Genomic DNA, 20518 nt, shown 5'->3' with positions numbered 1-20518 from the left:
GAGACAGCTTATGGCAATGTTCGGTTTTCCCCACTGGCAGTTGAAATCGACCTCTACGGAACACGGCGTGGTCGCGCCGGATGAGAGACTCCCGTTAGCCCAAACTGTGGTGATGGGCGTTCAGCACGCCGTCGCGATGTTTGGCGCAACCGTACTAATGCCCATGCTGATGGGGCTTGATCCCAACTTATCCATTTTGATGTCGGGTATCGGTACGTTGCTGTTCTTTGTGGTCACAGGTGGGCGAGTGCCGAGCTATCTGGGGTCAAGCGCCGCCTTTATCGGGGTTGTTATTGCCGCCACCGGGTTTAACGGTCAGGGGATTAACCCCAATCTGAGCGTCGCACTCGGCGGCATTATCGCCTGTGGTCTGGTCTATACCCTGATTGGCCTGGTGGTAATGAAGATTGGTACTCACTGGATCGAACGGCTGATGCCTCCGGTGGTAACAGGCGCGGTGGTTATGGCGATTGGCCTGAACCTCGCCCCTATCGCCGTTAAAGGTGTGTCCGGCTCGCCATTTGAAAGCTGGATGGCGGTGATCACGGTTCTCTGCATTGGCCTGGTAGCGGTATTTACCCGTGGAATGATCCAGCGTTTGCTGATTCTGGTCGGGCTGATTGTGGCCTGTCTGGTGTACACCCTGCTGGCAAACGTGTTTGGATTCGGCAAACCGGTCGATTTTAGCCTGATCCACCAGGCTGCCTGGTTCGGCTTACCGCAGGTCACCTCCCCGACGTTTAGCGGCCAGGCGATGATGCTGATCGCCCCCGTCGCCGTGATCCTGGTTGCAGAAAACCTAGGCCACCTGAAAGCCGTCGCTGGCATGACCGGGCGCAATATGGACCCGTACATGGGGCGTGCGTTTGTGGGCGATGGGCTGGCAACAATGCTCTCCGGCTCTGTCGGCGGCAGCGGGGTCACGACTTATGCGGAAAATATTGGCGTCATGGCTGTCACCAAAGTCTATTCCACGCTGGTGTTTGTCGCGGCCGCCGCCATTGCCATCTTGCTCGGCTTTTCGCCTAAGTTTGGCGCACTGATCCACACCATTCCCGGCCCGGTCATTGGCGGCGCATCGATTGTGGTATTTGGGTTGATTGCGGTGGCGGGCGCACGTATCTGGGTCCAGCACAATGTCGATCTCAGCCAGAACGGCAACCTGATTATGGTCGCGGTTACGCTGGTGCTGGGTGCGGGTGACTTTGCCCTTTCGCTGGGGGGATTCACGCTGGGCGGGATCGGAACGGCTACGTTTGGAGCAATCCTGCTTAACGCCCTGCTGAGCCGCCGAATGGCGGTGACGCCGCAGGGCGACGTGGTGCGTCAGGATTCGTGATTGACCACAGCGCTGTCATTTTCCGGCAGCGCTTTTTTCTTCCGTTTGAGCTTTAACTCGCTGACCAGCACCCCTGCTACAATAAACGCGGCTCCCAGCAGAGCCAGAAGCGGCAGACGTTCTCCGGCGATACGCCCAAAAATCCCCGCCCAGACAGGCTCACCCGTATAGATAACCGTTGCACGCGTGGGCGAAACGCTGCGCTGCGCCCAGTTCATCGTGACCTGAATAATGGCGCTAAAAATGCCCAGCCCCAGGGCGACAATGATAAGCCCTGGCGACATCGGCGGAACAGATTCTCCCGCTGGAACCATCGCCATAAAAGCCACCAGCGATGCGGTAGCCAGTTGCACCACGGTCACTCGCTTAACGTCCACTTTTCCCGCCCAGGCACTGATCAGGATAATTTCAGCCGCAATCGCCACCGCGCCAACCAGAGTGATCATTTCGCCTGGCCCCAACGCCAGCAAATTATCGCCAGGACCGGCCAGCAGGATCAGGCCGATAAACGCCAGCACAATACCGATACAGGACATCAGACCCGGCATTCGTCCCAGACACAGCCACTGTAATAGTGGAACCAGCGGAACATACATGGCGGTGATGAAGGCCGATTTACTGCTGGAGATGGACTGTAAGCCCCAGGTTTGCAGGCTGTACCCCATCGCAATGGACACACCAATCGCCACACCGGCTTTCAGCTCTTTGAGCGTCAACCCGCGCAATGTTTTTAGCGAGATCAAGGCCACGGCAATCGCCGCCGTCGCAAAACGCAGTCCAACAAAGAAGAAGGGATCGCTCAGCGTGACCGCATACTGGACGGCAAGAAACGTTCCGCCCCAGAACATGGTGATCAGAATGAGGATGGCTTCCTGAGGTTTAACGGAGAATCTGAAACGAGAAGACGACATGGTGCACCAGCAATAAGGATCAATTCCGTAGTGTGCGATGCCTTTGGTTACAGTTCAATGTTGCAGAAATAAAAAAACCGCCGGATGTTCCGGCGGCCGGGGAATGCCGCGACCGTCATCGGTCGCTATCTGGAAAAGGATACGGGCGAATTAACTGTTACGGTTCCCGTGGCTATTTTTTCCCCCTTTTTTACCGGCTTCTGATGCACGCTGAGGGTCATTCTTAAAGTTCCCTCCGCTGTGTTGGCCACCTTTACGACCTGCTTCTGATGCTCTGTCACGATCTTCAGCAAAATTACCTGAGCCACCACGATGGTTTGCCATCTTCAACCTCCAGGGTGTGAAACATTAGACATCATACTGCATTCAGTAAAAGAGGATTCTTTCACCTGACGACGTGAAAAAAGCGTCTTATCTCCGCGTCGCGTGGATCTAAGCTTAGCGGATGAGGGCGGTATAACCAGCAAACCGTAATATCCTGCAACAGGATCTCAGCCTCTTGCGCGGGACGTTGTGTGAACCATCAATAACCCTTTCTTATCAATCTAAAAATTGAGTGTCGTAAATATGTTTCATATTGCTACAAAAGAAAGTGTAAGATTTATGATTATAAATCAATTAAATAACAATAAATCGATGCTCTGTGGTCTCAGAAATAGCGTTGTTACCCTTTTGTCTCAACGCTATGATGAGCCGCTCACCTCTGCTAACCCTTTCACGTAGAACCTGTACCACATTTCGTAATGCCTATTTTTATAAGGATTTAAGATGAACAAGCTTTTTGCATTAGCCATAACGGCTCTCGCGTCATCAACAGCCATTGCGGGCGAGATCGCGGATAACGCGACAATAGGCTGGCAAGAGGCGCAGTGTGCGGCGATTTCTCGTCTTGATGAAACGGGCTACAACGGTGCTGCGGGGGATCAGTTGCTCAAGCTGGCGAAACCGCGTCTGTCCAGATACTTTACTCAATATAAAGCCAATGCCATTTCAAAAGAGGAGTGGGGAAAAATCGGGGGCAATCTCGAAGCGTCGGCAAAAATATCCGATGATGCCGATCATTTTGTTTATGCCGTCCTGGCTGACTACACGCGAAAACTGCAGCACTTAAAATCAGAGTCAAACTTCACGCCCGACAGTGTGAATGGGCAATTCTTTTACTCAATGGCATGGGTTAACGGTGGGTGTGCCGCAATGTTAGCGCTGGACAAATAATCCATGATTTAGCAGTGAAATTACCCGGTTTCACTGCTATCCGATCAGAGTCTGTCCGTCCCGCAATAGTCATATCCTGCAACATCATATCTGCTTTTCAGTCTTCTCTGTGTCACTGATGCCATTAAACCCCTCTTATCATTACGAAAATTGAACGGCACAAAAGTGTTTCACGTTACTACAGAATAACTTAGTTAATATGTTGTTATAAATCAAAGAAATGGCGCTAAAAGTTGCACTCTGGCCATCACGACTTATCTTTAAATGAACGCAGCGATTCGCTGTCAGAAAAAACAAACGAGGAGTGATGCAAAATGGCAAAAGTTCTGGTGCTCTATTATTCCATGTATGGACACATTGAAACCATGGCTCACGCAGTAGCAGAAGGTGCAAACAGAGTAGATGGCGTTGAGGTTGTGGTGAAGCGCGTACCGGAAACCATGCAGGCGGAAGCCTTCGCCAAAGCCGGGGGGAAAACACAAAATGCCCCGGTCGCTACCCCACAGGAACTGGCTGATTACGATGCCATCATCTTCGGAACCCCTACCCGTTTTGGCAATATGTCAGGCCAGATGCGCACATTTCTCGATCAGACCGGAGGGCTTTGGGCATCCGGCGCATTATACGGCAAGCTCGCCAGCGTATTCAGTTCCACCGGTACGGGCGGCGGTCAGGAACAGACTATCACGTCGACCTGGACCACGCTTGCCCACCACGGAATGGTGATTGTGCCAATCGGTTATGGCGCACAGGAGTTGTTTGACGTGTCTCAGGTTCGCGGCGGGACACCGTATGGCGCAACCACCATTGCCGGTGGTGATGGCTCACGCCAGCCGAGCAATGAAGAGCTGTCTATCGCCCGCTATCAAGGCGAACATGTCGCGGGTCTTGCCAAAAAACTGAACGGCTAACCCAACAGGAGGACCAGCATGCCAACTCAAGAATCTAAAGCTCATCGTGTCGGCGAATGGGCAAGTTTACGCAACACCTCTCCGGAAATTGCCGAGGCCATCTTTGAAGTCGCGAAATATGATGAAAAAGTGGCTGAGCAAATTTGGGAAGAAGGCAGCGATGAGGTACTGGTACGCGCCTTCGATAAAACGGACAAAGACTCGCTCTTCTGGGGCGAGCAAACCATCGAACGTAAAAACGTCTGAACGTTCCCCCCGCTACGGCGGGGGGTTATCCCCTATTTCGCCGCGTTATTCATGACCGCATTGAATTTATCGACCGGGCAGAAGCCGTTCGCATCGACCGGGCAACCTGCCAGCTCCAGCGTCACATGCTGTGCCGGTGAGGTCAGCGACAGGACACTCGCCTCCCGCAGTTGCTCAGAACTCTGATACACATACTCAATTTTCATCAGCTCACGATTGGCATTTTTATCGTGCCAACGCTGGAAGACAATTTTACCGCCGATCGGTGTACGTTCCTGCTGGTCGTGCAGTTGATACGGCTTAAAGTCCAGGGCCGCCAGCAACGAGGCGATATTAGAGTCGTGTCCCACCAGGAGCGTAATCTTTGGCGCTTTCGCCTGATCCGTCACCAGCGCCTTATCGATATATTTCACCAGCGGTTTGGCGACGTTCTGTGCAACATCGGTAGAGGTGAAGAGCGAATCCTGATAACCATTTTTCAGCTTCGACAAAACGCGCCACTGCTGATCGGTTTTGATTTCCCCCCAGGCGACCTGGTCGGCCGGGAAGCCTTCGTAATATTGCAGCGTAAAGGCATCCACCAGCGAGTTACCCACTTTCAGCGGCCCGGAAACGCCCGGCTCTTTTTCATACTCCGCGCTGAAAGTATCTTTCGCCTCGGTCAGTGAACAGACCTTTTTCTCTTTGCAGGATGGCGACTCCGCATAGTTTGTCATCTGCTCCAGCAGCTTATAGCTTTCATCAAGCTGCATTTTCTGCCGTTCAGTCTCCATCGCCTTCAGCGCTTTTTCACGGAATTCAGGGGAGTTATCCGTAATGACCGGGTTAAAGGTTGGGTCCATCGTGCCCATTTTTTCCTGATGATGGACAGGCACATCACAGCCAGGGAATGCACCCGTAATGAAGAATTGCGCGGTCGCCACGGTGCGTTGCAAACTGTTGGCATAGGCATAAACCGTATTTGCCGGCGGACACTCTCCCGTGGTGACCATCCCTTTGTCTGCCAGCCACTCACGCATGTAGTGCCCCATATAGACTTCAAGCACGCCGCCTTTGGTGGTGAGCTGACCGCCCGGCACGTCCCATTCTGGCCATTTGTTCGGCGTGGCTTGTTCCAGCACGCTGCCATTATTGGCGAGCGGCGCACGCAAGTTATGGCGACTCATGATTAAAACTTGTTCTAACTGATACCCCTCAGGTACGTCCTGCGCCTGTACGCCGAACGTCATGGACATGGAGCCTGCCACTGCAACAGCGAGTAGTGCTTTTCTCATCCCTCATTCCTCACCTGGTTGTTAACATCGCGTTAAGTGTGACAGATTGATGACAATTTTCCGGGAAGCATTTCTCAAACTGATGAATAACGGGCTTACCCGTCAGCATAATTAGTTTTATAATAAAACCATACCGTCCTGGAGAATCGCCCGTGAAACGCACCCGCCTTGAAGAGAGCACCTGCCCGATTGCCCGTTCGCTGGATATTATTGGCGACTGGTGGTCGTTGCTGATCGTTCGCGATGCCCTGCGCGGCATTAAACGCTTCGGTGAGTTTCAAAAAAGCCTCGGTATCGCAAAAAACATGCTGACCTCGCGCCTGAAACTGTTGGTTGACGAAGGTATCCTCATCCTCCAGCCCGCTTCCGACGGCAGTGCATGGCAGGAGTATGTGCTCACCGAAAAGGGACAAGCGCTACAGATGGTCCTGGTTGCTTTGTCGCAATGGGGCAATGAATATCTGTTCGCTGATGACGAATGTGGCAGCGTGTTGGTCGACGTGAAAAACCAGCAACCCCTGCGCAAACTGTCTCTCATTGCAGGCGATGGCCGGGAATTATCGCCTCAGGACGTTGAGCTTAAAACCCCGTAATTTCATATTGTTAGCCTGAATTTCCTTTCTACCCTGAATTCAGAAACAAAAAATAGCCCCCAAAATGGTTGCATTATAAAACCAAATATCTCACAGTAAATTCAGTTTCATATTGAAACCAATTAACTCACTTTGCTTTGAGGTACAACACAATGACTACGCAACATTCTGCAGCGCTGATCACAGGGGCATCATCCGGTATTGGCGCAGTGTACGCCGATCGTCTCGCGGCGCGCGGCTACAATCTGGTTCTGGTCGCCCGACGCGAAGCCCGCCTGAAAGCGCTGGCTGAACAACTTTCAGGCCAGTATGGGGTGGAGATCCAGACCCTGACTGCCGATCTGAGCGATGAAAACGGTATTCGCGTCGTTGAAGAAAAACTGCGTAGCGACACCCGCATCGACACTCTGGTTAACAATGCAGGCACAGCGCAGATGGCCCCCTTTTTAGCCGGGGATATTGCCCAACATCAGGCCATCAACACCCTGAATACGACGGCACTGATGCGCCTCACCTACGCCATCCTGCCGCGTCTGGCACAAAACGACAGCGGCACAGTGATCAACATCGCTTCTGTACTTTCTCTCCACGCCCGCGCGGGTAGCGCACTCTATAGCGCCACCAAAGCCTGGGTGTTCAATTTCACCCGCGGCTTGCAGGAAGAGTTTGCCGACCGTCATGTCCGCATCCAGGCAGTATTACCTGCCGCTACCGCAACGGAAATCTGGGATCTGTCCGGGGTATCAGTTAATGATTTACCGGAGGGGTCGGTGATGACAACCGATAATCTGGTCGATGCAGCGCTGGCCGGGTTGGATCAGGGAGAGTTGATCACTATCCCACCAATGCACGACATACAGCTCTGGGCGCGTTTTGAAGAGGCGCGTCTGAACCTGTTTGCCAGCGCACGCACCGGCGAACCTGCCCCACGCTATTTCAGGAAGTAATTTAAGACTCCAGCTGGTCGCCGTAATCATTCATCCAGGCGGCCAGCGGGGAAAGCGCTCCCTGAAGCGTCAGCCCCAGTTCTGTTATCTGATACTCAACCCGCGGAGGGATCTCCGGATAAACCGTACGTGAAACCAGCCCGCGCTGTTCAAACAGGCGTAATTGCTTCGTCAGCTCTTTTTGCGTAATGGGCGCGGCGGCACGCAGCAGATCGCCAAAACGCACCGGCGTATTAAGGACGATCAGGCGATAAAGCACAGGGATCGCCCACTTGCCCGAAATCAGATTCACGAACCGCGTCATTGGGCAGGCATGCACCGCAGAATTTTTTTCACAGGACACATCGCGTCTTTCCGCCATAGCACACCTCTTGCCTCTTTAGTATCCAGTTGGTACCTGGTTTCCTTTCGATACTAACGTTTCTATAGTGCTTTCTCCACTGACTTTTCAGGAGAAGCACATGGGTCGTTTAGCGGGTAAATACACGTTGATTACCGGGGGAACCAGCGGCATTGGTCTGGCAACCGCACAGGAGTTTATCGCCGAAGGGGCGCAGGTCGCGGTTACGGGGCGTAACCCGGAAACTCTGGCCGAGGCTCAACGGCTCCTTGGCGAGCACGCCTGGGTGATTTCCGCTGATGCGGGCGATACTGCCGCGCAAAAAGCACTGGCAGAGACACTCGCCTCACGCTGGCCACGCCTCGATGCCGTGTTTATCAACGCGGGAGACGTCACACACGGCTTGCTGGAAGAGTGGCAGGAAGAGGCCTGGGATCGCCTGATGTGCATCAACCTTAAAGGCCCCTTCTTTCTGATTCAGGCGTTGTTGCCGCTGCTGAATAACCCTTCGTCAGTCATTCTGTGCGGGTCCGTCAGCGCACGTATCGGCCTGCCCACCAGCAGTGTTTATGCGGCAAGTAAGGCTGGCCTGCTCTCGCTGGCTCGCACCCTTTCAGCCGAACTGCTGCCACGCGGTATTCGCGTCAACGGCCTGAGTCCTGGCCCGGTTGCAACCCCGGCGCTCAATAAGCTGGGTCTGAGCGAAGAGGCGCAAAAAGCCCTGCAAGGGGACATCGCGAGTCTGGTTCCGTTAGGACGCATGGGCACGCCCGTTGAACTGGCAAAAGCCGCATTATATCTGGCATCGGATGAGTCAGGTTATACCGTCGGAACGGAATTACTCGTCGACGGAGGAACCGGAAGTCTGTAAATCAGAAGGCGCTGATGCCGGTGATTGCGCCGACATACAGCGCCGCCCATGCGGCAGCCGACAGCAGACTGATGGCATACACGCGTCCCGCACTCAGCCTGAGCATTCCGGCGGCCAGCGGCACGATATAACGCAGCACGGCGACAAAGCGCGAACCGAATAACGCCACCACACTGTTTTTTTGTAGTTTGCTTTGAATCTTCAGGATCTTATCCGCATGTCTGGCGGTCAAACGCGCAACCAGACGTGTGTGGCCCAGTCGTTGCCCGGCGTGGTAACTCAGCACAGACCCCAACGTCGCGCCAAGCATGATGGCAATCCACGCCACGACGGGAGAAAAAACAGACTGACTCAGGGTTATCCCCGCCAGCAGCATCACCGAAGCAGGAGGTAACACCGATGAGATCAGCACCGTGGACTTACCAAGCGCCATCACAAAAAGCAGTGCAAAGAGATGCGCGGGATGAAGTGCAAAATGGCTGAGCATATTGTTTAACAACGCCATATTCTTTTCCTGATCCCTGTTTCATCTTTCTATTAAAAATGAAACATCCTAAATACTCCCTCAACATTTCCACGAAAATAATCTTCTAAACACTTCTTAAACATTATTTAAATTTCACGGCAACAGAAAAAAACCGGCGTATTATTTGCGACGTTTTACAACGATCTCGTTATGGCGAGGCTCCTGTACAAATACACGTTATCGCTCTGGTGGGTTCGAGAGAACCGGCACAGGGTAAAACAGGCACTGTCGAATCAAGGCTTTGTCAGTATAACTTCCCTTACGGGATACGGTGTACAGTGCTGAACCCAGGACGTGGGGATCTCTTCTTCGACATGCCCTGTCTTGCTCGCCCCTGAGAGATTTTATTATTCAAAGGGAATTCACTATGTCTTACTCCATTCACAACAATAATCCGGCTTTCAATGAAAGCGCTATCGCGCAATACATGAATACCGATTTCATCGTCCTCAATATTGCTTTATGTGTGGCATCAGCACGCGAACAATTTTTCGAAAAATTAAAAGATGATGATATTCCGTCGCATATTTTCATCGAAGATAATGGCCGACTGGCGGGTATGATTGCCGTCAGAAAATTATTACAGGAAACCAATACGGTGCAGCCGGCTAACGCGCTAATGATTTCGCATTTCGTACAGGTAAAACCTGAAGATGAACGCGCGGATCTCGCAGGGTTACTGGCCCACGGCAGTGCAGATGTCGTTCCCGTGGTGACACACGGAAAGCTGGTCGGTTGCCTGACCGAGCGCGAAATAGCGCATCTGCTGGAAGACGATGTCACAGAAGATGCACAGCGCCAGGGGGCAACGCTGCCGCTGGAAAAGCCGTATCTCGAGACCAGTGCATTCAGCCTGTGGAAAAAGCGCTCCGTCTGGCTGTTGTTACTGTTTGTCGCGGAAGCCTATACCAGCTCAGTGATCCAGCATTTTGAAGAGGCGCTGGAATCCGCCATCGCGCTGGCCTTCTTCATTCCACTGCTCATTGGGACGGGCGGCAACAGCGGGACGCAAATTACTTCGACGCTGGTACGCGCAATGGCGCTCGGCGAAGTGCATTTAAGGGATGTGGGACGAGTGCTGCGTAAGGAGATGAGCACTTCGTTAATGATTGCCGCCACGCTGGGTGTGGCTGGATGCATTCGCGCCTGGATGATGGGGATTGGTCTTGAGATCACACTAATTGTCAGCCTGACACTGGTCTGCATTACGCTGTGGAGCGCCATTGTCGCATCGGTTATCCCGATGGTGCTGAAACGCTGTCACATCGATCCCGCCGTGGTCTCTGCCCCGTTTATTGCCACCTTAATCGACGGAATCGGGCTGATTATCTACTTTAAAATCGCGCAGTACACCCTGGGCCTGGAATGACTCTGTTAGCACCTCACTGACCGGTGAGGTGCTAACAGTGCGTTACAGATTACCCAACTGGTGCGCAATTTCGCGTAGCTGTTGGGCAAGCTCCTGCACATTAGTCCCCTTCTCACCTTTTGCCCCGGTGGACTGTCGCACTACCAGTCTGGCAGGCAAAATGGATGACATGCGCAGCGTATTATCGTCGCTGCTGTCAAGAATGCGGCGGACCGCCTCTTTCCCCTGTAAATCGAGATCGAGTGATACTGTCGTCAGCGCCGGGTAGAAGAATGAGCTTTCGTAGGTATCATCATAGCCAATCACCGATTTCTCACCGGGGATGGAGATTTGCTGCTGATGAAATGCACTCAACACGCCCAGCGCCATCTGGTCGTTGGCGACCAGAACGGCTGAGAAGGGGGCGGTTTCACGTAGCATCTGCAATGCCCCCGCATAGCCACTTTGCGCATCCCAGTTGCCACGAATCACCGCCGCTGGCTCCAGGCCATAGCCTTTCAGGGTTTCCATCCAGCTCTTGAGCCTTAACTGCGCAGAGACAGATGACTCCGGTCCTGCCAGCAATGCAATCTCCCGATGCCCCAGTTCATAGAGGTATTTGACGCTGGCGCGGGTTCCATCTGCCGGGTTAAACGAAACGTTAAACACGGAACTGTACGGATCAACGTCGAGAAAAAGACAGACAATATCATCGTTGTCTGTCGCGATTTTCTGCGCCTGCTCGGCTTCCAGCGGGACGTTAATGATCACTTTGCTGACCAGCTGGGATTTCAGTTCGTTGATGGAATCCTGAATACTATGATTGACGTTCTCATCAATCATCGAAATCAGCACCTGATACCCTTCCAGATTTGCGTAACGTTTTACCGCCGCGGCAACCTGCGAAGGGGCATGTAACGCCAGCGAAATGGTCACCAGCCCAACGGTATGGGACTGCTTCCCCACCAGTTGCTGCGCCAGTCTGTTGGGGACATACCGCAATAACTCTATGGATTTCTCCACCTTGAGACGCGTGGCTTCGGATACATTGGCAGATTTATTCAGTACCCTGGACACGGTCTGATAGGAGACGCCCGCATGGCGTGCAACGTCTTCTAATGTCGCGCTTTTCGACTTCATGGTCCGGTTCCTTATGTAGTTATGCGCTGATTGTAACAGGGGACATCTGAAAAAACGCTGACCACCGTACCCTGACGCACATAACACCATCAAAAAGTATGACGCTCACATTGCCACAATTTGTGGTGAATCTCATTAATCGTAACAAAATAGTCTATTTTATTTGCACTTAATCACACATTCATCATCCTGCAATTGCCAGATAACAGGTTTAGGCATTTTATGACATCGGATTTGTGAACGTATTACAAAACAATAAGAGGGTAACAATGAACACGATGATCCGCTCTGTATCTGTTGCGCTGGCAGCCGCGTTAGCGTCTCCTTCGCTGTTTGCCGCGTCTTCAGTACCGATTGATTTTCATGGATATCTTCGCTCTGGTGTGGGCGTCTCACGGGATGGTGGGATGGAAGAGTGGCAAAAAAACAAAATTGGGCGTCTGGGTAACGAAGCTGATACCTATGGCGAACTGGAGCTTGGCTCTGAGGTATACAAAAAGAACGATGTCAGTTTCTACCTCGACAGCATGGTGAGCATGGTGTCTGACGGCTCAAACGACAGTGAAACAACCTTCGGAGATGATGCTCAGTTCGGTTTGCGTCAGTTAAACCTGCAAATCAAGGGGCTGATCCCGGGCGATCCAAATGCCGTGATCTGGGGCGGTAAACGCTATTACCAGCGTCATGATCTGCACATCATCGACACCAAATACTGGAACATCTCCGGTGCGGGCGCAGGTATCGAAAACTACACCCTCGGCCCGGGCGCAGTCTCTGTTGCCTGGATCCGTGGCGACGCCAATGATGTCGACTACCGTGTCGACGGTGATAACGACGTCAATATTAACTACATCGACCTTCGCTATGCAGGCTGGAAACCCTGGTCGGGCGCATGGACTGAAGTCGGTATTGATTACGCGATGCCAAACCCGACTAACAAGCAAAAAGACTACGGCGGCTTATATGAGGCCGACAATGGGGTCATGGTAACCGGCGAAATCAGCCAGGACATGTTTGGCGGCTATAACAAGCTGGTGTTGCAGTACGCGAACAAAGGGCTGGCACAGAACATGGTGTCGCAGGGCGGCGGCTGGTATGACATGTGGAACGACGTGAACGATGCGACCGGCTATCGTGTGATCAACACCGGTTTGATTCCCATTACCGACAAGTTCTCCTTCAACCATGTGTTGACCTGGGGCTCAGCGGATGACACTACGCAATATACCGACAAATCACGCTTAGTCTCCCTGGTAGGCCGCGCGCAGTATCAGTTCACCGAGTATGTACGTTTGATCGGCGAAGTGGGTGGTTTCTACCAGCAAGATACCTATACCGATGGCTCTAAGTACAAACAGAGCGGTGAGAAGTACACCCTCGCGCTGGGCCTGGCTGATGGACCCGACTTTATGTCTCGCCCGGAACTGCGTGTCTTTGCGTCTTACCTGAATGATTCCGAAAAAGGTAAATCCTTCGAAGATGGTACGGCAAATAACACCTGGAACTTCGGTGTACAGGTTGAAGCCTGGTGGTAATGAATAAGCAGTAAATACCGGTTTGCGTTAATCGTTATTGTATCTCCAACTATTGGCTGTTTTTTCCTGCGAATGATAGCAATATCATTGCTGCTCTTATTCTCTTTATTCAGGGATAACCATTATAATGGTTATCCCTTTTTTATTTATTTCCGCTGATTAAAATGTTCATCCAGCAACTGACGTAATGCATCAGACTGTCGGCCAAATATTGCATGCACCTGCTGCCCAATAATAATTACGCCAAGCGCCCCCTCAAGTTGTAATGCCTGTGAGTCCACTTGTTTTAAATCTTTTACCGTCACGCGTAAGCGGGTAATACAGGCTTCAACATGTTCGATATTCTCTTCTCCGCCAAAGGCAGGAATTAAACGTTGTGTGATTTTACTGTCCATAATAAGCCTCCTGGTTATGCAGATAAAAAAATGCCTGCTCGAATGAGCAGGCTCCTTCAGGGTGTTTTTCAGCGCGGTGCGGCGTTATGCCCTCTCCTACGGAGAGAGGGCGAAAACCCGCTACGCCTTACGCTTAAGCACCCGGCAGTCCCACGGCAACAGAACAGTGTCGCCAGCCACTGCCGCCTCGGTCATGCAGTCGGTATAGCCCTGCGGTAACGCCACCATCTGCTGCTGCGCGGTAAAGTTTTGCACAAACACCCAGGTGGTCTCACCATCGGTACGCGCAGTTGCCACGACGCCCGGCGGGAAATCCCCTTCAATGGCACTCGGCAGAGCCAGCTCGACCATGATCCCGGCGAAGAAGTCACGCTGGAACGGCAGATCGTTGCGGGAAGCAACATGCCACGCCTTACCAAGACCAAAGCGGTTCACCGTCACAGCAGGCCGTCCCGCATAGAAATCATCACGGTAGGTTGCCAGCGCCTGAGCCGATTCCGTGTGGATCAGCTCGCACAGGTGGCGAACCTGATATGGCCCCTGTAAGCCCGCAGCGTTGCCTGCCAGCCCCTGCACCAGGTTGCGTTCCCCGTCCCCCAGACAGTCGATCTCCTCCGCCCAAATGCCGAGCAAGTTACGCAGTGGCCCAGGGAAGCCGCCGAGGTGACAGAGGTCAGATTCATCGACAATTCCGCTCCAGTAAGTCGTGACCAGATGCCCTCCCGCCGCGACAAAAGCTTCCGCGCGTTCTGCAAAGCCCTGACGCACCATGTAAAGCATCGGCGCAATCACCAGCGCGTACTGGCTCAGATCGCCGTCGGCATCAATCACATCTACCGCAATCCCTTTTTCCCAGAACGGACGGTAGTGCTCGTTAACGGTTTTTTCATATTCCAGACCCAGATTACGTGGACCTTCCGCATCATCCATCGCCCAGCGGTTTTGCTGATCGAAGATGATGGCCACCCGTGCTTCGGTACGGCAGCCCACCACGCCCGGTAAGCGCTCCAGCATCTCACCCAGACGGGTCACTTCACGCCCGACGCGGGTATCAAGATGGCCGACGTGATCGATAATCGCCCCGTGGAATTTTTCCACCGAGCCACGGCTCTTGCGCCACTGGAAGTACTGCACCGCATCCGCGCCATGTGCCACCGCCTGAATCGACGAGAGAATATGCATCCCCGGCTTTTTCAGCTTGCTGGTTGGCTGCCAGTTGGTCACGCTCGGCGTGGACTCCATCAACACAAACGGTTTGCCACCTTTCAGGCTGCGCATCATGTCGTGATACATCGCGGTATAGCAGGCAAGCGTGGTTTCATCTTTCTCTTTGTGCCACATCGGGTAGCTGTCCCAGGAGATGAAATCCAGCTCTTTTGCGAGCTGCCAGTAATCGTAATCGTAGAAATATTCCATAAAGTTAGTCGTGACCGGCAGTTCCGCATTAGCGGCTTTCAGCGGGACGATTTCGTGATGGCAGAAATCCGTCACCTGCGCCGTGTTGAAGCGACGCCAGTCAAGATTCAGGCCATGAATCGACACTTCCCCCTGTGGCGCAGGAGATTCAATCTGCGACCAGTCGGTGTACGTGTGGCTCCAGAAGGTGCTCCACCACGCATGGTTCAGGTTTTCCAGCGTCTCATAACGGGCTTTCAGCCAGTCACGAAAACGGGCCTGACAAAGATCGCAGTGACATTCGCCGCCATATTCGTTCGAAATATGCCAGCCCAGCACCGCCGGGTGCTTTGAGTAACGTTCAGCCAGCAATGTATTGATTTTCAGCGTCTTCTCGCGATAAACCGGGGAAGACATACAGTGGTTGTGACGCCCACCGTGCAACGCCGGTATGCGGTTACGGCCAACGCGCAACACCTCAGGGTATTTTTGCGACATCCACGCAGGACGCGCACCGGTAGGTGTGGCAAGAAATATATGAATACCTGCGGCATATAATTTTTCAATAATGTCATCCAGCCAGGCAAAATCGAATTCCCCTTCGCGGGGTTCCAGTTTCGCCCAGCTAAATATGCCCACTGACATGACATTACATTTCGCCTGCTGCATCATGGCGATATCTTTTTCAATAATACCGGGGTAATTCTCCCATTGCTCCGGGTTATAATCCGCGCCATGCAATAGCGCAGCAACCTTAGGACTTAAAGGCGCAAATTTATTCATATTAAAAATTTCCTGAATTAAGACAAAATACTATTTAAATACCGTTATTGACGGCAGCACCTTACCTTTGCAATCGAATAACGCCTGATTCTCACGTGCATTACCCTCTTTCCACTCGTCATGGATATATTTCATCCCGGTTTTCGTTGCCCATGTCGTGCCAGGAACGGCAATCCAGGTAGGCTCCCAGTAAAATATTCCTTTACCGCGATGGTCAGGCACATCAATAACGCTTTGCATTAAATCGTGAATATAATCGTACTGGCCCTGAACAGTGCCTGGATAGCCACCGTCTTTTTCCTCTTTGGCCTGGAAGCTGTTTTCCGCGTTATCGCAGTTCTCCAGCGTATAGCCGTAGGCTGCCTCGACCACAATCACATCTTTGTTATAACGCTTGCTGATGTCATCCATATTGGCTTTTAACGCACTGATCGGGCCATTCCAGTAGGTGTACATCGACAGGCCGATGATATCGAACGGCACGTCGCGTTTGGTGATCTCATCAAACCACCAGCGGAAGGTGTCATTTTTGGTCCCTTCTGCCAGATGGAGCATAATTTTCACCTGCTCGCCATCGGTCAGGTTCTCTTTCATCCCGCTAATGGCAGCATTGAGCAACCCGGCCAGACGGTCAAACTCACCACCGCCCTGCCCCCAGCTTTTGCCTTCCGGCCAGAGCATACCGCCGTTAATCTCGTTACCGATCTGCACCATATCCGGCAGCACACCCTCTTTCTTAAAGCGGGCGATGATATCGTGGGTGTAATCATGGATCGCCGTTTTCAACTGCGGATAATCCATCTTTTCCCAGGCCTTCGGTTTGAACTGTTTACCCGGATCGGTCCAGAAATCGCTGTAGTGGAAATCGAGCAGCAGCTTGAGCCCCTGCGCCTTCACCCGTTTCGCCAGCGCCAGAGTATTTTCAAGGTTGTTACTGCCGCCGCCATAGCTATTGCCGCTGGCATCTTGCGGATCCACCCACAGACGCAGGCGCACATAGTTCACGCCGTTGGCTTTCAGGATCGCAATGGCATCCTGCTGTTGGCCGTTCTGGTTATAAAATTTGGCGCCGTGTTGTTCCGCTTCCAGTAGCGTCGAAATATCCGCGCCTTTAATAAAATCCGCCGGCATGGCGCTAAACGGGCGCGTTTTCACCGCATCCTCCGCGAAGGCACTGGCGGCAAGACCGCAAGAGAGGCAAACAGCAAGCAAAGCGGGTTTGAGTCTGTTCATGTTGTTATCCTTTGGTACTGCCGGAGGTCAGGCCGGAGACGAAGTATTTTTGTAAAGCCAGATAGAGGATCGCCACCGGCACAGCAATCAGCACAGCGCCTGCTGCGTAGGTGGTGTAACTGGCCCCCATTTTTTGTGCCACCAGGTTATAAAGCCCGATGGGTAAGGTGTATTTGTCCGGGGTGCGCAAAATGGTGCTGGAGAGAATGAAATCCCCCAACGGTCCGGTGAAGGAGAACAGGGCTACCACCGCCACAATCGGCTTGGACAGCGGCATGATGATCTCGATAAAAATGCGGAAGTTACTTGCCCCGTCCATACGGGCTGATTCATCAAGGTCTTTCGGGATCGCGTCGAGATAGCCTTTCATCAGATAGGTGTTCATCGGGATCATGCCCCCCACATAGATCAGCACCAGCGCCAGGTGGCTGTTGATAAGCCCCAGCAGTTGCGACAACACAAAGATGGCAATCAGCGCGGAAAATTGCGGGATCATCTGCAACAACAGAAACAGCATCAGACCATTCTGTCGCCCTTTAAAGCGAAAGCGTGAAAACGCATACGCCGTAAAGCTGACGCTGATCAACGTCAGTACCATGGTCAGGAAGCTGATTTTCATCGAATTCCAGTACCAGGTCATGTAATTCACCTGCCCGTTGAACAGGTCAGCATAATGCTGGAATGACAGGTTCTCCGGAATGATGGAAGAGCTGAGCAGGCTGTTTCCCGCATTCAGCGATGCCCCCACCGTCCAGACCAGCGGGTAAATAATAATCACCGACACCAGCACGATAACCAGCCAGGAGAGCGAGAGCCGAACCCACTTCTCGCGTTTAATACTTTGTGATTTAGCCATTGTTACGTCCCTTACGCCATGTCGTCATTTTTGAAGGATTTGGTGGCGCGGAACTGCCACAGCGCCAGGCCGACGACAAAGATCGACAGCAGGATGGTGATAGTCGCCGCAATGGCATATTGCGAAGACGACATGGTGAGTTTGTAGATCCATGACACCAGAATGTCGGTTCCACCTGCATTGGAGCCCACCACCGCTGGTCCGCCGTTGTTAAACAGATAGATAATGTTGAAGTTATTGAAGTTAAAGGTGTATTGCGTGATCAGGATCGGCGCAATCGAGTACAGCACCAGCGGCAGCGTAATGGTGCGCAGCTTGGTCCAGCTGCTTGCACCGTCCATGGTTGCCGCTTCGTATAAATCATCCGGAATGGCTTGTAGCACCCCAGTGGTCATGGCAAAGACAAACGGGAAGCCCAGCCAGGTTTGCATCATGATCAGCGCCGTTTTGGTCCAGAACGGATCGGTCATCCACGCTTTAGGCGCAATGCCAAAGAAGGCCAGAATCGCATTGTTAATCACGCCGAACGAGTCGTTAAACATCCCGGCAAATACCAGAATAGTGACAAAGCCCGGAACCGCCCACGGCAGGATAAAGATGGTGCGAATCAGCGGCTTAAAGCGCAGATCTTTTTGGTTCACGAGAATTGCCAGCAGTACACCGACGGAGCATTGCAGCGTCGTGGCAAGCAGCGTCCAGACAACCGTCCACTGCAACACATCAAGGAACGTGGACCGCCAGATGGAGAGCGTGAAAATGTTGATGAAGTTCTTGAAGCCAACCCAGTCCACCAGCTTCGCTGGCGGCGTGTGGTAGAGGTTGTAGTTGGTAAAGGCGATGGAAAACCCGAACAGGATCGGGAACACCACCACGAACACCAGCAAAATAAAGCCAGGCGTGATCATCAGATACGGAAAACCATCACTCAGCAGCATCTGGTACTGCTTACGCACGCTGTTGAGCGCCAGCCCTTCGTCCCGCTTTACGCCATTGAGCCAGGCATCGCGCAGGGACAAGTAGTAAACCATGACGCCAAACGCGACAATCAGCACGCTGATGATCCCTTCGGCCAACAGGAAGATGGAGTTGTCGCGCGGAACCTCCTCGCCCAGGGTCACCAGCCCCCATAATCCTTCGCGCAGAAAGTCAGAGAATACCCCGATAAAGCTGGCCAGCAGGACCAGGAAGATAGCCCCTTTTAACCACTGACGATGATAAAACTGCCCAAAGCCGGGTATAACAGCCAACAGCAGACCGCACCAGGCATGACGTCCGGCTGCACGCGTTTTGGCAAAATGTTCTGGGATGATACTCACAGACAACTCCTTTCAAAAAACGGGAGAGTGCTCTCCCGTTCTGCTACGTCAGAAAATTACTGGTTACTGGCCTGCATGGCTTCAATTTGCATCTGGATCTGTTTTTCTGCGCTATCCAGCGCCGCTTTCGGATCCTGCTTGCCGGTCAGGCTCAGCTCCAGCGCAGCGTTAGCCGGTCCCCAGACTTCGCCCATTTCAGGAATGCCTGGCATGGCGGATGCCCGCGCAGCCTGAATGGCCACGGCGCTGGCTTTCTCATCATTCTTGATCACCGGATCGTCAATCATCGCGGTCAACGGCGGAATTTCACGCGTCGCGATATAGCGCGTTTTTACGTACTGCGGCTGGTTGATGAACTCGATGAATTTCTGCGACAGAGCTTTGTCTTTGCTCCAGGTCGACACGACATAGCCTTTGACCCCGAGGAAGGAGCTCATCGGCTTACCGTCCGGCAACGCAGGCAGCGGAACCACGCCGTAATTAATGCCTGCCGCTTCGTAGGGCTGGAATGCCCACGGGCCGTTGATCACTGCCGCCGCTTTTTTCTCGGTAAATAACGAGTCAATCGCGTTCAATCCGTTGTCGCCAATGGTCCCGGCCGGGAAAACGCCATCCGCGTAGAATTTCTTCAGGAAGGTAACAGCCTCAACCGCTCCGGGCTTGTTCAGGCCGACATCTTTCGCATTAAACCCGCCTTTGTCGTTTTTCCCGAAGATGTAACCCCCCATGGGGGCAATCGCTCCCCAGCTGTAGTAAATCTGGTCAAACTTGGCCAGCAGGCCATACTGGTTTTTTGCACGCTGCTGCTTTGAAAAGTCGTACCACTCCTGCAAGGTATTCAGCGGCTTATCAATCAGATCCTTGTTATAGATCAGCACCAGGGTTTCCACGGCTTTTGGCACACCGTACAGCGTATTGTCCATCTTGAAGGCATTGATGGAGGCCGGTGTGTATTGTTCTGTCTGTTTAGCCTCCAGATTCAGGGGGGTTAACAACCCTTGCACGACAGCGCCGCCCAGTTGATCATTAGGGATCACCAGGACATCGGGGCCAATACCCGCCGGGCCATCCAGACGCAGTTTTTCCAGTTGCTGCGCGTAAGGCATCTCCTGCACATTGACCTTAACGTCGTACTGTTTTTCAAAATCGGCGACCGCATCTTTAATACCGGACGACTTTTTGATGTCTTCCCAGACATTAAGCTGCGAGGTGGCATGGACCTGCATCGCGAGCGTAGAGAGGATCAGAGCAGCGAGTATGTTCTTTTTCATTATCAACCTCATGTGAAGGTATAACAATTTTAGGATTGTTATGGCATGTAAACATCAACACCCCGCGCCAGAT

The 20518-nt window shown here is 52.8% G+C and carries 21 protein-coding genes and 1 riboswitch; of the genes, 9 read left to right on the top strand and 12 right to left on the bottom strand.

Going from position 1 to position 20518, the window contains the following annotated elements; genetic code table 11:
* The first annotated feature begins 10 nt into the window (after nucleotides 1-10).
* Entirely contained in the window at nucleotides 11-1339 is a 1329-nt protein-coding gene (gene rutG, locus GF617_RS08640; protein ID WP_181622994.1) for a pyrimidine utilization transport protein G, read from the top strand.
* Here rutG and GF617_RS08635 read toward each other — a convergent pair.
* Together GF617_RS08635 and GF617_RS08630 are read right to left on the bottom strand one after the other, a co-directional pair.
* On the bottom strand, nucleotides 1327-2250 hold the full coding sequence (locus GF617_RS08635) for a DMT family transporter (RefSeq protein ID WP_181622993.1): 924 nt from the start codon (nucleotides 2248-2250) through the stop codon (nucleotides 1327-1329). The two genes, rutG and GF617_RS08635, sit on opposite strands and share 13 nt — an antisense overlap.
* A gap of 150 nt (nucleotides 2251-2400) precedes the next feature.
* Entirely contained in the window at nucleotides 2401-2574 is a 174-nt protein-coding gene (locus GF617_RS08630; protein ID WP_181622992.1) for a general stress protein, read from the bottom strand.
* A 444-nt stretch (nucleotides 2575-3018) separates the two neighbouring features.
* On the opposite strand from GF617_RS08630, the gene GF617_RS08625 reads away from it, so the two are divergent.
* From GF617_RS08625 to GF617_RS08615, 3 genes are all read left to right on the top strand, one after another.
* A complete protein-coding gene (locus GF617_RS08625; RefSeq protein ID WP_181622991.1) occupies nucleotides 3019-3465 on the top strand; it encodes a hypothetical protein in 447 nt (148 codons plus the stop codon).
* A 314-nt stretch (nucleotides 3466-3779) separates the two neighbouring features.
* Complete coding sequence (gene wrbA, locus GF617_RS08620) at nucleotides 3780-4376, top strand: NAD(P)H:quinone oxidoreductase (RefSeq protein ID WP_181622990.1); 597 nt, start codon at nucleotides 3780-3782, stop codon at nucleotides 4374-4376.
* Between the two features lie 18 nt (nucleotides 4377-4394).
* Entirely contained in the window at nucleotides 4395-4622 is a 228-nt protein-coding gene (locus tag GF617_RS08615) for a YccJ family protein (RefSeq protein WP_181622989.1), read from the top strand.
* A 32-nt stretch (nucleotides 4623-4654) separates the two neighbouring features.
* On the opposite strand, the gene agp is transcribed toward GF617_RS08615, so the two are convergent.
* On the bottom strand, nucleotides 4655-5896 hold the full coding sequence (gene agp / locus GF617_RS08610; RefSeq protein WP_203451504.1) for a bifunctional glucose-1-phosphatase/inositol phosphatase: 1242 nt from the start codon (nucleotides 5894-5896) through the stop codon (nucleotides 4655-4657).
* Nucleotides 5897-6048: 152 nt separating this feature from the next.
* Between agp and GF617_RS08605 the strand changes: the two genes are divergently transcribed.
* Nucleotides 6049-6489, top strand: coding sequence for a helix-turn-helix domain-containing protein (locus tag GF617_RS08605; RefSeq protein WP_203451503.1), 441 nt, complete (start codon nucleotides 6049-6051; stop codon nucleotides 6487-6489).
* A gap of 152 nt (nucleotides 6490-6641) precedes the next feature.
* Nucleotides 6642-7436 (top strand): SDR family oxidoreductase, encoded by a 795-nt coding sequence (locus GF617_RS08600; RefSeq protein ID WP_181622986.1) that lies wholly within the window; start codon nucleotides 6642-6644, stop codon nucleotides 7434-7436.
* Between the two features lies 1 nt (nucleotide 7437).
* Here the strand turns inward: GF617_RS08600 and GF617_RS08595 are convergent, their stop codons facing one another.
* The gene (locus GF617_RS08595; RefSeq protein WP_181622985.1) at nucleotides 7438-7797 is read right to left on the bottom strand and encodes a helix-turn-helix domain-containing protein; all 360 of its coding nucleotides are present in this window, start codon (nucleotides 7795-7797) and stop codon (nucleotides 7438-7440) included.
* A 100-nt stretch (nucleotides 7798-7897) separates the two neighbouring features.
* Here GF617_RS08595 and GF617_RS08590 point away from each other — a divergent pair, with 100 nt between their 5' ends.
* On the top strand, nucleotides 7898-8647 hold the full coding sequence (locus GF617_RS08590) for an SDR family oxidoreductase (RefSeq protein WP_203451502.1): 750 nt from the start codon (nucleotides 7898-7900) through the stop codon (nucleotides 8645-8647).
* A gap of 1 nt (nucleotide 8648) precedes the next feature.
* On the opposite strand, the gene GF617_RS08585 is transcribed toward GF617_RS08590, so the two are convergent.
* Nucleotides 8649-9152, bottom strand: a complete 504-nt coding sequence (locus tag GF617_RS08585; RefSeq protein WP_181622984.1) for a DedA family protein — start codon at nucleotides 9150-9152, stop codon at nucleotides 8649-8651.
* Nucleotides 9153-9310: 158 nt separating this feature from the next.
* Nucleotides 9311-9480: riboswitch (M-box (ykoK) riboswitch) on the top strand.
* Nucleotides 9481-9540: 60 nt separating this feature from the next.
* Here GF617_RS08585 and GF617_RS08580 point away from each other — a divergent pair.
* The gene (locus GF617_RS08580; protein WP_203451501.1) at nucleotides 9541-10542 is read left to right on the top strand and encodes a magnesium transporter; all 1002 of its coding nucleotides are present in this window, start codon (nucleotides 9541-9543) and stop codon (nucleotides 10540-10542) included.
* A 42-nt stretch (nucleotides 10543-10584) separates the two neighbouring features.
* On the opposite strand, the gene GF617_RS08575 is transcribed toward GF617_RS08580, so the two are convergent.
* The gene (locus GF617_RS08575; RefSeq protein ID WP_181622982.1) at nucleotides 10585-11661 is read right to left on the bottom strand and encodes a LacI family DNA-binding transcriptional regulator; all 1077 of its coding nucleotides are present in this window, start codon (nucleotides 11659-11661) and stop codon (nucleotides 10585-10587) included.
* A gap of 269 nt (nucleotides 11662-11930) precedes the next feature.
* On the opposite strand from GF617_RS08575, the gene GF617_RS08570 reads away from it, so the two are divergent.
* On the top strand, nucleotides 11931-13196 hold the full coding sequence (locus GF617_RS08570) for a maltoporin (protein WP_181622981.1): 1266 nt from the start codon (nucleotides 11931-11933) through the stop codon (nucleotides 13194-13196).
* A 146-nt stretch (nucleotides 13197-13342) separates the two neighbouring features.
* Here the strand turns inward: GF617_RS08570 and GF617_RS08565 are convergent, their stop codons facing one another.
* The 6 genes from GF617_RS08565 to GF617_RS08540 all read right to left on the bottom strand — a co-directional run bounded on the left by GF617_RS08565 (nucleotide 13343) and on the right by GF617_RS08540 (nucleotide 20445).
* Nucleotides 13343-13591, bottom strand: a complete 249-nt coding sequence (locus GF617_RS08565; RefSeq protein WP_203451500.1) for a PTS transporter subunit EIIB — start codon at nucleotides 13589-13591, stop codon at nucleotides 13343-13345.
* A gap of 120 nt (nucleotides 13592-13711) precedes the next feature.
* Nucleotides 13712-15769 (bottom strand): beta-galactosidase, encoded by a 2058-nt coding sequence (locus GF617_RS08560; protein WP_203451499.1) that lies wholly within the window; start codon nucleotides 15767-15769, stop codon nucleotides 13712-13714.
* Between the two features lie 30 nt (nucleotides 15770-15799).
* Entirely contained in the window at nucleotides 15800-17002 is a 1203-nt protein-coding gene (locus tag GF617_RS08555) for an arabinogalactan endo-beta-1,4-galactanase (protein ID WP_203451498.1), read from the bottom strand.
* Between the two features lie 4 nt (nucleotides 17003-17006).
* On the bottom strand, nucleotides 17007-17858 hold the full coding sequence (locus tag GF617_RS08550; protein WP_181622977.1) for a sugar ABC transporter permease: 852 nt from the start codon (nucleotides 17856-17858) through the stop codon (nucleotides 17007-17009).
* 11 nt (nucleotides 17859-17869) lie between these two features.
* Nucleotides 17870-19174, bottom strand: coding sequence for a carbohydrate ABC transporter permease (locus tag GF617_RS08545; RefSeq protein ID WP_181622976.1), 1305 nt, complete (start codon nucleotides 19172-19174; stop codon nucleotides 17870-17872).
* Nucleotides 19175-19230: 56 nt separating this feature from the next.
* Nucleotides 19231-20445 carry an extracellular solute-binding protein gene (locus tag GF617_RS08540; RefSeq protein ID WP_203451497.1) on the bottom strand — a complete coding sequence of 405 codons (1215 nt, stop codon included), beginning with the start codon at nucleotides 20443-20445 and terminating at the stop codon, nucleotides 19231-19233.
* Between the last annotated feature and the right edge of the window lie 73 nt (nucleotides 20446-20518).

It is taken from the genome of Lelliottia sp. RWM.1 (genome assembly GCF_016859735.1).
In the GTDB taxonomy this organism is placed as follows: domain Bacteria; phylum Pseudomonadota; class Gammaproteobacteria; order Enterobacterales; family Enterobacteriaceae; genus Enterobacter.
Note: the sequence above shows the minus strand (reverse complement) of the source record. Positions and strands in the feature narration are given on the sequence as shown.

Bases quoted from the DNA above. Each gene is read 5' to 3' on its own strand.
- GF617_RS08635 (WP_181622993.1), bottom strand. From the start codon at position 2,250: ATGTCGTCTTCTCGTTTCAGATTCTCCGTTAAACCTCAGGAAGCCATC.
- GF617_RS08550 (WP_181622977.1), bottom strand. From the start codon at position 17,858: ATGGCTAAATCACAAAGTATTAAACGCGAGAAGTGGGTTCGGCTCTCG.
- agp (WP_203451504.1), bottom strand. From the start codon at position 5,896: ATGAGAAAAGCACTACTCGCTGTTGCAGTGGCAGGCTCCATGTCCATG.
- GF617_RS08630 (WP_181622992.1), bottom strand. From the start codon at position 2,574: ATGGCAAACCATCGTGGTGGCTCAGGTAATTTTGCTGAAGATCGTGAC.
- rutG (WP_181622994.1), top strand. From the start codon at position 11: ATGGCAATGTTCGGTTTTCCCCACTGGCAGTTGAAATCGACCTCTACG.
- GF617_RS08565 (WP_203451500.1), bottom strand. From the start codon at position 13,591: ATGGACAGTAAAATCACACAACGTTTAATTCCTGCCTTTGGCGGAGAA.
- GF617_RS08600 (WP_181622986.1), top strand. From the start codon at position 6,642: ATGACTACGCAACATTCTGCAGCGCTGATCACAGGGGCATCATCCGGT.
- GF617_RS08585 (WP_181622984.1), bottom strand. From the start codon at position 9,152: ATGGCGTTGTTAAACAATATGCTCAGCCATTTTGCACTTCATCCCGCG.
- GF617_RS08560 (WP_203451499.1), bottom strand. From the start codon at position 15,769: ATGAATAAATTTGCGCCTTTAAGTCCTAAGGTTGCTGCGCTATTGCAT.
- GF617_RS08625 (WP_181622991.1), top strand. From the start codon at position 3,019: ATGAACAAGCTTTTTGCATTAGCCATAACGGCTCTCGCGTCATCAACA.
- GF617_RS08575 (WP_181622982.1), bottom strand. From the start codon at position 11,661: ATGAAGTCGAAAAGCGCGACATTAGAAGACGTTGCACGCCATGCGGGC.
- GF617_RS08580 (WP_203451501.1), top strand. From the start codon at position 9,541: ATGTCTTACTCCATTCACAACAATAATCCGGCTTTCAATGAAAGCGCT.
- GF617_RS08540 (WP_203451497.1), bottom strand. From the start codon at position 20,445: ATGAAAAAGAACATACTCGCTGCTCTGATCCTCTCTACGCTCGCGATG.
- GF617_RS08570 (WP_181622981.1), top strand. From the start codon at position 11,931: ATGAACACGATGATCCGCTCTGTATCTGTTGCGCTGGCAGCCGCGTTA.
- wrbA (WP_181622990.1), top strand. From the start codon at position 3,780: ATGGCAAAAGTTCTGGTGCTCTATTATTCCATGTATGGACACATTGAA.
- GF617_RS08555 (WP_203451498.1), bottom strand. From the start codon at position 17,002: ATGAACAGACTCAAACCCGCTTTGCTTGCTGTTTGCCTCTCTTGCGGT.
- GF617_RS08615 (WP_181622989.1), top strand. From the start codon at position 4,395: ATGCCAACTCAAGAATCTAAAGCTCATCGTGTCGGCGAATGGGCAAGT.
- GF617_RS08590 (WP_203451502.1), top strand. From the start codon at position 7,898: ATGGGTCGTTTAGCGGGTAAATACACGTTGATTACCGGGGGAACCAGC.
- GF617_RS08595 (WP_181622985.1), bottom strand. From the start codon at position 7,797: ATGGCGGAAAGACGCGATGTGTCCTGTGAAAAAAATTCTGCGGTGCAT.